General features: G+C 55.3%; 12 protein-coding genes and 1 pseudogene. 5 read left to right on the top strand and 8 right to left on the bottom strand.

The genetic code is table 11. The features are described 5' to 3' along the window. Positions 1 to 34: 34 nt before the first annotated feature. On the bottom strand, positions 35 to 265 hold the full coding sequence (locus I6G83_RS20495) for a DNA polymerase III subunit theta (protein WP_015672700.1): 231 nt from the start codon (positions 263 to 265) through the stop codon (positions 35 to 37). A gap of 389 nt (positions 266 to 654) precedes the next feature. Between I6G83_RS20495 and ftnA the strand changes: the two genes are divergently transcribed. The 4 genes from ftnA (at position 655) to I6G83_RS20475 (ending at position 3,268) form a co-directional block, all read left to right on the top strand. Continuing rightward, a complete protein-coding gene (gene ftnA, locus I6G83_RS20490) occupies positions 655 to 1,176 on the top strand; it encodes a non-heme ferritin (protein ID WP_015672699.1) in 522 nt (173 codons plus the stop codon). A gap of 413 nt (positions 1,177 to 1,589) precedes the next feature. Next, positions 1,590 to 1,973 (top strand): CopC domain-containing protein YobA, encoded by a 384-nt coding sequence (gene yobA / locus I6G83_RS20485; protein WP_015672698.1) that lies wholly within the window; start codon positions 1,590 to 1,592, stop codon positions 1,971 to 1,973. Positions 1,974 to 1,976: 3 nt separating this feature from the next. After that, positions 1,977 to 2,858: a copper homeostasis membrane protein CopD gene (copD, locus tag I6G83_RS20480; protein ID WP_054306214.1), complete on the top strand. Its 882-nt coding sequence runs from the start codon at positions 1,977 to 1,979 to the stop codon at positions 2,856 to 2,858. 68 nt (positions 2,859 to 2,926) lie between these two features. Then, positions 2,927 to 3,268 carry a YebY family protein gene (locus I6G83_RS20475; RefSeq protein WP_054306215.1) on the top strand — a complete coding sequence of 114 codons (342 nt, stop codon included), beginning with the start codon at positions 2,927 to 2,929 and terminating at the stop codon, positions 3,266 to 3,268. Positions 3,269 to 3,683: 415 nt separating this feature from the next. Here the strand turns inward: I6G83_RS20475 and I6G83_RS23660 are convergent. From I6G83_RS23660 to I6G83_RS20445, 7 genes and pseudogenes are all read right to left on the bottom strand, one after another. Next, positions 3,684 to 3,809 (bottom strand): annotated as a pseudogene (locus I6G83_RS23660) (STM2901 family protein); the annotation flags it as partial. A gap of 175 nt (positions 3,810 to 3,984) precedes the next feature. Then, the gene (locus I6G83_RS20470; RefSeq protein WP_054306216.1) at positions 3,985 to 5,076 is read right to left on the bottom strand and encodes a Rieske 2Fe-2S domain-containing protein; all 1,092 of its coding nucleotides are present in this window, start codon (positions 5,074 to 5,076) and stop codon (positions 3,985 to 3,987) included. Positions 5,077 to 5,098: 22 nt separating this feature from the next. Then, positions 5,099 to 6,802 carry an NAD(P)/FAD-dependent oxidoreductase gene (locus I6G83_RS20465; protein ID WP_054306217.1) on the bottom strand — a complete coding sequence of 568 codons (1,704 nt, stop codon included), beginning with the start codon at positions 6,800 to 6,802 and terminating at the stop codon, positions 5,099 to 5,101. Positions 6,803 to 6,845: 43 nt separating this feature from the next. Beyond that, a complete protein-coding gene (locus tag I6G83_RS20460) occupies positions 6,846 to 7,931 on the bottom strand; it encodes a monodechloroaminopyrrolnitrin synthase PrnB family protein (protein WP_054306218.1) in 1,086 nt (361 codons plus the stop codon). Then, the gene (locus I6G83_RS20455) at positions 7,931 to 9,529 is read right to left on the bottom strand and encodes a tryptophan halogenase family protein (protein WP_054306219.1); all 1,599 of its coding nucleotides are present in this window, start codon (positions 9,527 to 9,529) and stop codon (positions 7,931 to 7,933) included. Before I6G83_RS20455 ends, I6G83_RS20460 begins: the two co-directional genes overlap by 1 nt. A gap of 437 nt (positions 9,530 to 9,966) precedes the next feature. Continuing rightward, on the bottom strand, positions 9,967 to 11,787 hold the full coding sequence (locus tag I6G83_RS20450; protein ID WP_072186117.1) for an acyltransferase family protein: 1,821 nt from the start codon (positions 11,785 to 11,787) through the stop codon (positions 9,967 to 9,969). 1,128 nt (positions 11,788 to 12,915) lie between these two features. Further along, entirely contained in the window at positions 12,916 to 13,290 is a 375-nt protein-coding gene (locus tag I6G83_RS20445; protein ID WP_054306221.1) for a VOC family protein, read from the bottom strand. Between the two features lie 170 nt (positions 13,291 to 13,460). On the opposite strand from I6G83_RS20445, the gene I6G83_RS20440 reads away from it, so the two are divergent. Beyond that, the gene (locus tag I6G83_RS20440) at positions 13,461 to 13,973 is read left to right on the top strand and encodes a hypothetical protein (protein WP_054306222.1); all 513 of its coding nucleotides are present in this window, start codon (positions 13,461 to 13,463) and stop codon (positions 13,971 to 13,973) included. Positions 13,974 to 14,004 lie beyond the last annotated feature (31 nt).

Genomic DNA, 14,004 nt, shown 5'->3' with positions numbered 1-14,004 from the left:
GGCGGATAGGGGAAGCGCGCATCCGCCGCGGCTGTTATTTGCTTTTCGGTTCGTAAGGCAGGCGTGAGAACTTGTGCGATTCCATCCGGTAGTGGATGACGCGCTCGCGGAAATAATCGCGCAGCTGTTCAGGTTGCTCACGCTCCACCACTTCAGGGATCACCGGCATGTTGTAGCGCTCTTTGAACGCCACGCCGGAAGCGGCTAAATCCACGTTAACCTTGTCCATCTCTTCTTTCGAGAGTTCTGCCAGATTGTATCCCACGCTATGCTCCTTACTGATACCGCATTTATCTGCGCAGAAAGGTAATGCACCGGGCGGCGGTTGGCAAGCCTGGCGTGCCGTTACCGTTGCGCGGTCAGGGAATGATAATTATTTTTATATGCGGGGATAGGGAATGTCATTATGACTTATCTTTGTGATAACCAGCGGCGTTATTTTAAATAAGAATGATTCGCCTTTAGATTTATTGGCAAGATGAAAATAATTATCATAAATATTTTCATCGCCGCGATTTAATTATAACAGTCTGATAATTAAGTAAATTAAAATTAATTCCACTTTGATGTAAATCAACTGTTTTTATTTTGTTTTCGGCGGGGCATAATACGCGGCATATAAAGAACTGGCCTGCGAAATTAAAAGGAATAACTATGCTGACGCAAGAAATGACCAAGCAGCTGAATGAACAACTCAACCTGGAGTTTTATTCGGCGAACCTGTATTTGCAGATGAGCGCCTGGTGTGCGGATAAAGGCTTCGAAGGCGCCGCCGCCTTCCTGAAGGAGCATTCTCAGGAAGAGATGCAGCATATGCAGCGCCTGTTCGACTACCTGAGCGATACCGGCGCGCTGCCGCTGCTGGGCAGCATTGCCGCGCCGCCGGTGGAGTTTGAGTCGCTGGCCGATGTCTTCCAGCAGACCTACGAGCACGAGCAGCTGATCACCCGTCAGATCAACGAACTGGCGCACGTGGCGATGACTACCCACGATTACTCAACCTTCAATTTCCTGCAGTGGTACGTCGCCGAGCAGCATGAAGAAGAGAAACTGTTCAAATCCGTGCTGGATAAGCTGGCGCTGGTCGGTACCAGCGGCAACGCGCTGTTCTTTATCGACAAGGATCTGAAGAAAATGGGCGCGGCCGGCGAAAGCAGCAGCAACGGCCAGCTGTAATCTCAGCCCGAAAAAAAACCGCACCAGGCAGATGCCGGTGCGGTTTTTTTATGCCTGTCGTTAATGCGGGTATACAGCGAAACGTGCTGCCATTTTGAAAAATGGCAGTGATGTGCTCGACTTGATAATCACTCATCGTTATGATCCAACAGGATTCGCTGTCCGGGAGCGGGGAGCCGCGTGCGCCATGCACGGCCTGTTCCTGTTCCCGCGGCGTCACCATCATGCCGGGTTGGGGCCGCTGACTCCCCCTCAATGAATAGGGTTGCCGTGCGCAACGCGGGGATTCTGGCTCTGGCGTGGTTTTGACCCGCGAGTGCCCGTAATGATTCGGCTGGCAGGAGCGCCATGCTGCCTGCACCCCGGAGGCTGACGGGTATTCCATCCTCATCTTTGTATTAAGGGATACCACTGTGATCGGTAAAATTCGCTCCTCATCTCGCCTGCTCGCCACGCTGTTCGCGCTGTTTGTCGGTTTTTCTTCGCAGCAGGTTTTAGCGCACGCCCACCTTAAAGTACAAACCCCCGCGGCGGATGCCACCGTCAGCCCGGCGCCGCAGGCGTTGACGCTCAGCTTCTCGGAAGGCATTGAGCCGGGCTTCAGCAAAGTCAAACTGACCGGCCCGGACAATCAAGTGGTTAAGACCGGTAAACTGCAGCTGGACGCCAAGGATAATGCCAAGGCCACTATTGCGCTGACGCAGCCGCTGGCGGCGGGGAAATATCTGGTCGACTGGCACGTGGTTTCCGTTGACGGTCATAAAACCAAGGGTCAATACAGCTTTACCGTAAAATAAGCGATGACTCTGGCGACTCTGTTTGTCCTGTGTCGCTTCGTGCACTTTACGGCGGTGATGCTGATGTTCGGCATCGGTCTGTTCACCGCCTTATTGTCGCCGCAGCGGCTCTCCGCGTTACTTTCCCGCGATCTGCGCCCTTGGCTGGCTGGTTCGACGCTGGCGGCCGCCGTTTCAGCCGTAGCGCTGTTGGCGGTACAGGCCGGCCTGATGGGGGACGGCTGGCAGGATGCCTATCAGTGGGATATCTGGCTGGCGGTGCTCGGCACCACCTTTGGTGAAGTGTGGCGCTGGCATCTGGCGCTGTCGCTCTGTGCGTTGGCGGCACTGTGGTTGCCGCTGCGCCTGCGCGCCGCGGCGATCGCGCTGCTTGGCGGATTGTTGCTGATCAGCATGGCCTTTATCGGCCATGCGGCGATGCACAGCGGCCTGTTCGGCACGCTGCACCGCCTCAGCCATGCGCTGCATCTGCTGGCCGCCGGTTACTGGTTTGGCAGCCTGCTGCCGCTGCTGGTCTGCCTGCGCTACCTGCATCTGCCCCAGTGGCGTGCGGAAGCGGTAACCACGCTGATCCGTTTTTCCCGCTGGGGACATCTGGCGGTGGCGGTGGTGCTGATCACCGGCGTCCTCAACGCCCTGATGATCGTCGGCGGCTGGCCGCTGGATATATCGTCGCCGTATCAGCGTTTGCTGCTGATAAAAAGCGCGCTGGTGCTGCTGATGGTGGGCGTGGCGCTGACTAACCGCTATGCAATCGTGCCGGCGCTGCACAGCGTGCCGAATCTGGCCCAGCGCGGCGTAATCTTAGCCTGTTGGAGTGAGCTGGCGCTGGGCGGGGCGGTACTGCTGCTGGTCAGCCTGTTTGCCACCTATGCGCCAACGTGATATTGCGACTTGCGGTATCCCCCTGGATTACGGGAAAATTGAACCAAATAGCTACTGAAGGTCATTACATGAAACGTGCATTATTAGCCCTCGCACTGCTGGCGGGCGCAGGCGGCGCACTGGCCGCGGAAGGTCTGGAAAACGTCACCAAGCTGGAGTTCGGCAAGCAGTGGGCATTCACCAAAGAGGAAGTCACGCTGCAGTGCCGTAAAGACGGCGCGCTGTTTGTGCTGAACAACAGCACGCTGATGCAGTATCCGCTTAATGATATTGCCCAGGCGCAGGTGGCCGCCGGCCAGCAACGCGCGCAGCCGCTGGCGACCATCCTGCTGGATGACGCCAATCACCCCGGGGAAAAGATGAGCGTCGAGCCGTTCCGCGCACGTGCGCAAACGCTGTGTGCCAAGTAGGGCCAGGCGTCGCGTTGGCTTATCAATAGGTTAACAATCGGGTGAATTCTGTACGCATTTAATGCCACGTAGAAACTATCACCCGCCGTGCGCCTGGCTGGCAAAAGCCGCCGTGTAGGCTACGCTTAAAGTGCATGGCTGAACAAGCCCTGCAATAAATGCCAACTTTTAGCGCACGGCTCTCTCCCAAGAGCCATTTCCCTAGACCGAATATAGGAATCGTATTCGGTCTTTTTTTGTGTGATTGATTTTTAAGGGATTATTTTCGATTGTCCGAAAATGGCCGAGTTTCTGTATTAGGCTTCTTTTATAGCCTTAAGCAATCCTTGCCCGCGAATCCAGCTATTTTCCCGTCATTGCTTCGGATTTATATCCTAATAACTTCTGCGCAACGTCCTTTCCTTTTTCCCGCTCATACATCTTGAACGCCTAGCTGTTCCTCGACAGTATCAATCGTGATCCAGAACAGTAACTCATGCGCTGATAGGTTTGCGAACCCTTTATAGAAGTATGTTTCACCTAGCTGTTCAACCGTATCCATAGACGCTCCTTGTCGAAGGGTATGACCGTGACAGCATACATACCGCGCGCTGCGGCTGGCCGCGAGTCCGATCTGGCCCGCCGGACTTACGCTGTGACGCCGCTCGCCGGGTTTGTCAGCAGCCGGCGAAACGACGTCTCCGAACCCGATCCGGAGAAGACCCTTAACTCGCGCATCACCGCTCGCTGATCGCGCGGTCGGCCCAGCCGCGGTAGAACGCCCGGTACTTGAGCACCAGCTTGTCGTACTTGCTGTACGCGCCGCCGCCGTCCGGTTTCATCCCGTTCCAGATTTTGACGTCGTACTGCGCCGCCTGTCTGGTCTGCAGCCCGAACAGCATGTAGTCGGTCGCACGGCGCAGGGCGCCGCCCACCTTTTTGATCGAAATAAGCATATGCATGATGTTCTTGCCGTCGCTCACCGGCGTCACGCACTGGAGCAGCTTGTATTTGAAGTCGCCGTCCAGGGAGACGGTCATAACGCAGCCGCCGGGGTAGCCATCGAAGTGCAGGTTCATCTGCGACATATTCAGACCAAGCGCGCGCGCCAGCATGCCGAAGGGGCCAAAGTAGCGGTCCACGGTGAAGTCGATCCCGGCGCCGAACCACGCGCCCGCCTGGGCCAGCGGCTCTAGCTCCGGCCAGCGCTGCCAATCGTCGAACAGCCTGAGTTCGAAGGCTGAGATCGGGAGTTCGTGCACGGGGGCTGCGTGCTGTGCGTCGTAGAAATTCTCGACGATACGCAGCACCGCCGTGGTGGTCTCAAACGCAAAGTGCAGGTGCATAAAGTCGTCGTTGTCGACGTCGGCGGCGGTGATTTCGGGCAGCGGATGCAGCGGCTGCGGGGAGCCGTACCAGACCCACACGTAGCCGTAGCGCTCGGTGGTGATCCACGTCGGCTGACGCACCGAGCGCGGCACCGGCTCCAGTTTACGCACCGTCTGGCTGTGGCCGGGGATGTGCACGCACTGGCCCTGTTCGTCGTATTGCCAGTGATGAAACGGGCACTGGATGCAGCCGTCCTTGACCTGTCCGTCGGCCAGGTTCGCGCCGAGGTGCGAGCAGTGGCGATCCATCACCACGGCCTGTCCTGTCGCGCCGCGCCATGCCACGCACGGACGGCCGAACAGCGTCAGCGCCTTCGGCTTGTCCTTGAGCTCGCTGGAGCGTATCGCCACGTACCAGCTTGCGGCGACGGAGGTGGTCGCGTCGTACGCCTTCGGGGGATGATCCTTGACGCTCACTGATTGCAATTGAATGTCGTTCATCGTTTGGTTCCTCGACGGCCGGCTACTTCTTCTGCATCAAGCCGATGCGGGTGGTGATGTACGCCTTGAGCAGCGCGAACATCGGGTTATAGTCGAAATACTTTTTCACCTCCGCCGGCGCGCTGGTTTGTGTCCAGTACATCAGCTTCATCGCCGGCAGCAGGCTGTGCTTCGAGTTGTTGAGCTGCGGCTTCTCCCCGGTGATGCAGTAGCCGAAACCAAACATATGCTTGGCGAAATCCCGTTCGTCGATGAGGGCGTGAATCCGCGCCGCGGCCTCCTCAGGCGGTTTCTGGCCGGTGCTCACGGCCTCGATCTCGGCTTTGGCGTCGTTGAACAGCTGGTAGTAGCCCTCCATGTCCGCGCACAGATAGCCGAGGTATGGCGGATCGTTATCGAGATGATCGAGGTCGCCATCGTTGCGCGACGCGCGGAACCGCGCATGGGCCTGCACAAGCCGGAACTGCCCGAGGATCGTGCCGACCGCCCACAGCCGGTGGAAGGCGTCCCACAGGCGAAAGTCCGAGAACGCGGTGTAGCAGCAGCTGACGAAGTCGTCGTTGTGGTCCAAAAGCTTTTGCTGCAGGCGCTCAATGTACTCGAAGCGCTCCGGGGAGAAGTCGTCGTCGCGCAGCGCCTTGATAAGGCGTGCCGCGAGCGCGTGGATGGTCACCGCGGTGTTCTCAAGCCCGCGGGAGAAGAGCGGGTCGATAAAGCCGTTCGCGTGCAGCATCAGGCAGTAGCGATCGCCGACGCAGGCGCTCGACGAGAACTGCAGGCGGTCGGTTCTGACCCAGTCACGCACCGGTACGGCGTCGCGGAACTGCGCCCCGATGCTGGGAAAGCGCGCGAGAAACTCGTCAAATTCCTGCTGTGCGGAGATGTCCGTTTTCGGGTAGATACGCGGGTCGAGCTGCAGGCCGACGCTCACCAGATTGTTGGTCGAACGCGGGTGGTTGTTGAACGGAATCACCCAGAGCCAGCCGCCCTTGAACATGTGGTGTAAGGTTCCCTCGTGCCAGCGCCAGCGCTGCCCCTTGACCTTGAAGATGTCGTCGAACGGTTTCACCCCGATCATATGCGTATAGAGGCTGCGTGAGTGCGTCTTGAAGCGGCACGGCTCTTCGCGGAGATTGAACTTGATCGCCAGCGGCGCGCGCGGGCCTCCGCAGTCGATCATATAGCGGCCGGTGAAGCGTTCGTTCTGCGCGGTGGTAATCGCGACGCCGTCTTTATCGGCGTGGAATTCGGTCACTTTCGTATTCTGGAGCACCGTGCAGCCGTATTTAATGGCGGCCTGCAGCAGGTAGGCGTCGACGTCTTGCCGGTAATAATGGCTCTCCGGTCCCCAGGGCAGCTCGGGAATGACGCACTGTGTGAACTCCTTCGGATCGTGCTCCTGGCCGGGTTTGTGGAACACAAAACCGAAGTTGCGCTTGATGCCGGTGCTCGACGCCACGTAACGCTGCGTCGAGTAGAACGACGTGATGTGGTCGAGTTCCGGAATGCCGTAGCGATCGGCGATGATGCGGTTCATCAGCGAGGTTTCGGGAATCGACGATTCGCCGATCGTGAAGCGCGGGTGCGACGACGCCTCGACGATCAGCACGCGAAACTGCTGTTTGGCCAGGATGGCTCCCATCTGGGTGCCGGACATGCCTGAGCCGATGATGATCACATCGAAGTGGTGGTTATCGCGCCCGTTCGCCGGGCTCTTCTGAGTCATGAGGGCAAATCTCCTAATGAGAGGAAACAGACAGCCGCGTGCGTCAGGACGGGTTGAGAGCGGCGCGAAGGCGGGAACGTGCGGCCAGCGTGAGCGTGAGCAGGTCGCCGAGCATGCTGGGCGCGTATCCGCCACTACCGACCGAGGGACCGCTGCGTCCGGCTTCGTATACCCGTTCCGCCAATTGGTGATGCGGTGCCCGGAAGCGCAGCAGGATCACGAAGAGCCGGTTGAGGGCCGTCAGTCCGGCCCGGACGGATTCGTCCTGCGCGCCGGCCGCTTGCGCCTCGGCGATCGCGCGGTCTACCAGCGCCGGCTTCCCGGCGAAGCGGGCGTAGACCGCGCGGTATCCAGGAAGCACGTAGGGCAGGTAGGTCTCTTTGAATTCCAGATAAACCGGATGATCCGATTGCGAGCCCCACAACACATGCTCCAGCACGAACAGGGGCATTTCTACGGCGCCGGGGCCAAGGTAGCTCTGGCCTCCGATTTGAATCGGTTCGTAGAAGGGGCGTAGCTCATCGTAGAAGACCTGCGGCGAGATAAAGCGGTACGCGTAGACGATCGATTCAACCATTTTTTGCAGATAGGCGGCCAGCTCGTCGCACCCCTGCACAAACGCGGGCGAGCGCAGGGGCACCTCAGTCAGCTCGACGGTCACGGCGATGGCCGCTTCGAGCGCCGCCATCGACATGCGTACGCTCTCGAGCAGGTGCGTTTCGTCGTCGAGCCCGGAATAGCTGCGCTGCGCGTCGGCCGCTGAAGGGTTCCAGACCGTCACATGCAGCAGCGTCTCGCGCGGCGGCATCTCGGTGATGCGCGCCAGGTCGAGCAGCAGCGGCTCCAGCCCGGGCACCGCGTCCGCCGGCTCTTGTCCGTGTCGCTTGAGCGAGCCCAGGAAGAACCCGATGTCCCGCATCGCGGCGGCGGCTTCGGTGAAGCCCCAGCCGGCAGGCACGCCGCCCAGCGGCAGGAACTCGCGCAGCAGGCCGACGATGCCGGGTACGTCCTGATTACGGTTCAGGCCCGGCAGCTGCAGTACCCGCGGGCGCGCCTGCAGCGGGTCGCAGGCCGCCACGGCTGCGTGGGTGGCGGCGAAGGCACCAGCCCGATCCAGGGCGCGTTCCACTACAGGATCTCCGGCGACGCGGGCCGCGACTGTTCCGCGTAGCCTTTCTGCAGCGAACGCAGGTAGTCATAGTTTGTCGGCAGGCTGGTGCGCAGACGCTCCGCCTCGTGCTGGATGCTGGCGAACATCGCTTCGGCCTTGTCGATCGATTCCGGCCGCAGTTGCAAAAGCGGCAGCGAGCGGTCGGGCAGCATGTCCAGGCCGGCAAAGATGCAGTAGTAGTTGCCGTTCAACCAGAAGTTCTTGAACTCAAAGTCGAAGGTGTCGTAGTAGGTGGCATCGTCGAACGAGGTGGTGGTCAGCGGCAGGCCCGCCTTGTAGCGCTCAATTTTCTCCTGGATGGCGTCGGAGAGCCGCAGTTCGTGCCGGTTGGCGAGCCAGAACGCGGTGTCTTCACGCGCGGAGGTGAAATAGTGCGCCTGAACAAAATCCCGGCAGTCGTCGAACATGTAGACGATCTCGGCGTTGAATGCGTCAGCCAGGCGCGGGTCGAACGCGGTGTCGGGGAAGTGCTTCACGAGTTGGTAAAGCGCCGCGTAGATGAAATAGATCCCCGTCGATTCCAGCGGCTCCAAAAAGCACGACGCCAGCCCGATGGAGACACAGTTGTTAACCCACGCCCGCTTGTTGCGCCCGACCCGGAATTTGATTTGGTTGAGCGGCTGATTGTCCGAAAGACCCCACAGGTTGAGGAAGTCGCTGGTGGCCTGGTCGCGCGAGGTGAACTTGCTTGAGAAGACGTAGCCGCTGCCGAACCGGCCCAGCATCGGGATCTTCCAGGTCCACCCTGCGTTCATGGCGATCGACGAGGTGTACGGCTCGACGCCCGCCTGCGTGTCGTCGTTGGGGACGGCGGAGGCAACTGCGCTGTCGCACAGCAGGTAGTCGGACATGTCAATGAAAGGCTCCTTCAGAGCCTGATTGATCAACAGCCCCCGCATGCCGGAGCAGTCGATAAACAGGTCCGCTTCGAGCTGGCGGCCTTCCTTGGTGAGCAGGCTGGAGATGAAGCCGTGTTCGTTCAGCTTAACTTCCACCACCTCGTCGACCACGCGGTTCACACCGCGATCGACAGCCCAACGTTTGAGAAAATCAGCCACCAGGTGCGCGTCGAAGTGCCACGCGTGCGACATCTGACGGCTGCCGTCGTGCAGGCAGGGCGCCAGGTTGCCATCGAGCGCTCCGGGCTGTGGGTAGCAGGCGTATGCCATCGACTGTTGAAAACCCTGTTCGCGCTTGCGCAGCCAGTAATGGGTGAGCGGCACGCCGTCGCAGTTCGGCACGTTGCCGAACAAATGGTAGAAGTAATCGTTATGCGAGGGAGAAGGAGGCTTTCTCCAATTGACGAATTTGATACCGGCTTTGAATGCGCCGTTCACCTGGGGCATCCACTCTCGCTCCGGTATTCCGAGGAAGTCGAAGAACACCTTCTGCAGGCTCGGAATGGTCGCTTCGCCGACGCCGATCCGCGGGATCGCCTCAGACTCGATAAGCGTAATATTCGCCTGTTGCTGGAGCGCCCGGACGAGGTAGGAAGCGGACATCCAGCCCGCAGTGCCGCCGCCCACGATGACAATATTTTTGATCGGTTTGCTCATGACACTTCTCCCATTAGGAGCCGGTGGAGGTATTAGACTGGAGTCTAATTCAGGTTAGACTTTAGTCTAAAAAGTGCAAATGCCGCTTCCGATTTAACGGCATCACGCCGGTATTGCGGGAAACTCAACGCGGGTTGAAAGGTATATTTATGAAGAGTAGCGATTATCACGCAGTTATATTCGATCCGTTTTTTTATTGTTGAAAACAATATGTTAAATCCCCGAACAACCACTTTCTTGCCCTGGTTGCTGAGCGTATGGCGCGCCGTCTTATTATTTCCGCTGCGAAGTGTGCGGGGAGCGGTACGTGCTTAAAAATAAACGGATAGTAGGACGGCAAGTTAATCTAGTTTGGGCAAGGCAGGGGAGGAGCAGAAGATTTAATGTAAATAAAGGTAAATGAAAAGGGTTGTCGCCAACCCTCTTCCTGGTGGAGTTTATAGGCCAACACTGGCTCTGATATGTTTTACATATGAGTCGGCCCATGTTTTTGTCAGGTGGTTTTTATCAAACATCATCGGCACGTTGTTTTTGTCGATATAATCACAACGGCCCTGACTGCAGTTAAGATCAAATACGTCAATGTAGTTGATGCCGCTTTGCGCCAGCTGTTCTGACATCCAGCGGTTACTCGCCCTTGACTCTTTGGTGACCAGCTGTTCTATTTTACTTTCCGGCGTTTTTTGCGCAATCTTGTAAAAATCGATGCTGAAGGTCTTGGTTTGCCCGATAATAAATACTTTATCCTTACCAATTTTATTAATCACTTCGGTAAGTTTTTTCCCCAGATCCCGATCTTTGTTTACCATCCAGTTGGCGGAGAGCAGAATATAGTCCACCTTGTTGTTTACCAGGAAGTCGTTATAGATATAGTTGAATAAATCGGTGCAGCGTTTTTCTCCGGTCTTGCCGTTTACCGGCATGCAGCCGGATGCTGCCGCTTGCATCACATTGTAATCAGAAAACACTTCATTGACCGACTGGTAGAGTTCGGCTGCATGGCTGTCGCCAAGCACCAGGATATTCTTCTTATCGTCTGCGGTTTTTAAACAGACTTCTTTATCAAAGAATGAAATATCATTGGTCTTGGTTGACAGGAAGCAGGTGCGATTATGGTTACCGAACTGCCGGATCCCTTCAGGGCTGGCAGCATAAGTTTTGAATTTCTCCAGCGCGATAGTGCCGGGGGATACCCAGTGCTTATTGACTTCCGTTGCCGTCGCGCCAAAGGAGATCGCGGCGAATGCGGCGGCGGCAGTGGCCAGGTAGGCGTAGCTCTTGCTGAACAGGCGCTCAAAGTATTTATAAGAGATATAACCCAACGCGAAAGACAGAATGATGCCGATAGTTGCATTGAGCGTCGTGAACTCAATGGAGTTATTGGCCATAAATGAGACCACCGGCCAGTGGAAAAGGTAAATGGAATACGATGCGGAACCGATGCTCTGTATAACGCTATTTTTGAACAATGTTTCGCTATTGCTGAGATTGGCATGGATGATGGCGCCGGTCGCCAATACCGGGATCAGTGTCATTCCGCCTGGCCAGGGGGCGCTCTCTTTTACAAACAGGAAGAAGGCGACCAATACAAGAACGGCGACGATTTCGGTCTGCTTGGCATAGGGATTTTTAAGCCGTGAGGCAGACACATAGGCGCCGATCATCAGCTCCCACATGCGGGTAGGCAGTAAGTAGAAGTTTGCGCTCAGGTGGGACTTACCAAATAGAATGCAGAGCAGTACCGAGCAAAGAATAATTAACAGATAAAAGTGACTTTTGTAATGTTTAAATAAATTGCCAATGACCAGAATTAACGGGAATATTAAGTAAAACTGCCATTCAACGGACAGCGACCAGGTATGTAATAACCAGTTGAAGTCAGATGTTGCGGAAAAATACCCGCCGCTGTGCAACAGGTAGTAAATATTAGAGGTGAAGGTCAAGGCGCTGAGCGTTTGCTTAAACTCTTCCTTGGCGCCGTTAGGCGTTTCGGAATACAGTGCGAGTAAAAAGGTGAAGATGACCATCATCAATAGCGCAGGGTATATCCTCTTGAACCTTTTTCTGTAAAAATCAATCACCCATGATTTTTTCCCTATCTGCTTTTGACATATTTCGTTCATTAAAAAACCGGAAATAACGAAAAATATATCAACCCCAGCGAAACCACCATATGCAAATTCGAATTTAAAATGGAATAAGACCACCATCGTAACGGCAAGAAATCTTAATCCATTAATGTCTAGTCTAAAGTTCATTTTCACTAACACCCAGAAAACAAGAAAGATCCTGGAAAATAGCATTTTGTCAGAGAGCACAGCAACGCGGTTAATTCTTATTTTTAGCGGGTTGTCGGATGGGTTAAATTTTACAATCTTTAGGATAATGGCCAATTATTTATTATTTTTGTAGGGTGCCGGAAGGGAGAAGGGAGCCTTAAATAAATAAAAAATCATAAATTACATAGTGTTAAGAGTTTGTTAAGGATGAGCGTTCACCTGTGTCAAGATGTGTAAATAACAAATTTTTAATGTAAATGAGGCATGGGCGAGAGATTTTTCCGCGGCCGTGGCGGAGATTTATAGGAAAAATCCCCATTGCATAGAAATGGGATGCCGCACGCCACTGTTGATGTTGCCTAACGTATTTTTGCTGATGCTGGCGTATTGAATTTTATGTGATCTCTGTTGGTTACTGTCCCCAGGGCTGCTCGCTGACATACTGCAGGAAGCTCATCATACCCAGGCAAACCAGTACGCCAACCATTACTATTATCACTAATCTCATAATGTTACCTTCCAGTCGTTTGGTTATCTGTTTCGTTATTCGCACGCCGGCAGGCGTGTGAGTAAAGCAACTTATCTGCCTTACGAATTATTGGCGACCCAGTATAACCAGAACTGGCCAAGGTTGGGAGTCAGGCGGCTAAAGGGTGGGAGCGAGGGCGTAACAGCGGGGCAGATATTTACTATCGGCATAATGGCATCGGGCTAGCCAGGTCGTCGGCTGGTTGCTTTATGATCCGGACTATGCAAACCCTTTTTTTTACGATGTTTCTAAGTTATTGATATATATTGGTTGAATTGAATGCGAGAAAAAGAGCCTTTTCGGGCGTAATCGGCAGGAGTGCTTTTAAAAACAATAGGCTAGTGCTAATCTGCAACAGTTCACTGCCGTACAGGCAGCTTAGAAAGGTAAAAATCATCTAGCCTTGGCTATCGCCAAGTTCACTGCCGTACAGGCAGCTTAGAAACTGAAATACTCGACGAATTAACACGGCGATTTGGTTCACTGCCGTACAGGCAGCTTAGAAAGACAGCAGGGAGCAACGACAGAACGCCGGATGGTTCAGCCGCACAGGCAGCTCCGTCCCCTTGCTGTGATTCTTATGCCTCAACGCGATGACAAACCATTTCGATATTGTGGCCGTCCGGCGCAATCACAAAGGCAGCGTAGTAACTGGCGTGATAATTGGGACGCAGGCCTGGTCCGCCGTTATCTTTACCGCCGGCCGCCAGCGCTGCCCGGTAGAAATCATCCACCTGCCGGCGGCTGTCGGCGATGAACGCCAGATGCAGCTGCGCCGGCTGCGCCGTGGTCTGGTACAGGCACAGTGAGGTATTGTCGGGGGCGGCGATCTCTATCCCATAGTCCGGCGCGCCTTCATCCACCACGCTCACGCCCAGCGGCGCTAGTGCCTTAAGAAAGAAATTTTTGCTGGCCTCATAGTCGCTAACGCCAAATTTTACGTGGTCAAACATAGCTTCCCCTTACCCGTGATGAGCCGTGCGCTCACTCCAGTATAGCCGTGCGGTCCGGGTATACTGCCACGCTGCGGTTTTTTCTTCTTTCTCGTTTTGACGGGGAGCGGCTTTACAACTATAAAAAATAAGACCTGAGTATCACAATTGATGGTTTATCTGGGGGTACTATGTTTAATAATGAAGAAGATTTCCTGAATGCGTTACCGGAAAAGCTGCGTGAACCTATTGCTAAATTTATGACCGCCGTTAAAAATACGTTTGATTCTCTAAACCCTGACTCCTCTGATTTTTTCAAAGGCGTTATTGGCACCGTAAAGGGATTGTTCACCGAGGTGGGGGACTTTATTCACGATCGCGTCAGCCATATTTCTGATCTATTCAGCAAACCGCTTAAATTCTTCAAGGATACTCTGGAAGGCGTGAAGGATCTGGCCGGTAAAGTGGGGGATATCTTCCATGATATCAAGGATAAATACGATCAGCTGACGGATAAACCCAGCCATATTTTCGACGGTATTAAAAATTGGTTCGATGGCCTGCTGGACGGCAAACATGAAAAAACCAGCGATGCGGAGTTTAATCTGTACCAGGAGGGTCACGATAATGCGGCGATCGCCCACAGCGCTATTGAAGCTAACGGTGTTGCCGCGGCTAATGCGGATATGCACTCGGTGATATAAGCGGCGCAAGAATGGCACGACCCGGCCCTTT

It is taken from the genome of Serratia rubidaea (assembly GCF_016026735.1).
GTDB lineage: Bacteria > Pseudomonadota > Gammaproteobacteria > Enterobacterales > Enterobacteriaceae > Serratia_B > Serratia_B rubidaea.
Note: the sequence above shows the minus strand (reverse complement) of the source record. Positions and strands in the feature narration are given on the sequence as shown.